At 62.2% G+C, this 537-nt stretch carries 1 pseudogene; it reads right to left on the bottom strand.

The features are described from left to right. Nucleotides 1-143, bottom strand: a pseudogene (locus MKK69_RS08390) (alkaline phosphatase D family protein); the annotation flags it as partial. Nucleotides 144-537 lie beyond the last annotated feature (394 nt).

The following is a 537-nucleotide window of genomic DNA, read 5'->3' as shown; positions in this document are numbered from 1 at the left end:
AGCGGCCCGGAGACGAACTCCCAGAACGGGTCGAAATCCTGAAACTGCGCCTTGCCGGGGTCGTAGTAATGCGCCGCCGTGTAGTGCACGTCGGCCGTGAGCCAGACGGTGTTGCGGATCCCGGCGCTCTTGATGAAGCGGGTAACGACGGGCTTCGCTGTCCGACGACCCGCGCAGCCTGTACATGCCGGGCGCGCGGCCGGTCAGGGCGGATACGGATCCGCCCGAGGTCAGCTGGCAAGACGAGGCCCTGGAAAACTCCGAGCAGCGCAGGCGCGATCTGCCCGATTGCGGCGTGGATTGACGCGCTGGACGGCGGGCGCAATCGGCCAGCGATAGCTCGACTCAGTAGTGGAACTCTTGTTCGTTCGAACTTATTGACCCAACAACTGCATCGAGCGACACCGCCCCGTATTGCTCGATGCAGAAGCGCCCGGCCCAGGATCATCTCCCCTGGGTCGGGCTTTTTTGTCTATCAGCAACACATTGATACAAAACTGCGACGCCGTGGGTATTTCACAGGCGGATCGATTTTGC

The sequence above is a fragment of the Methylobacterium sp. J-026 genome, from assembly GCF_022829585.1.
Lineage (GTDB): Bacteria > Pseudomonadota > Alphaproteobacteria > Rhizobiales > Beijerinckiaceae > Methylobacterium.
The sequence above is the reverse complement of the archived record's forward strand: the minus strand, read 5'-3'. Positions and strand labels throughout refer to the sequence as shown.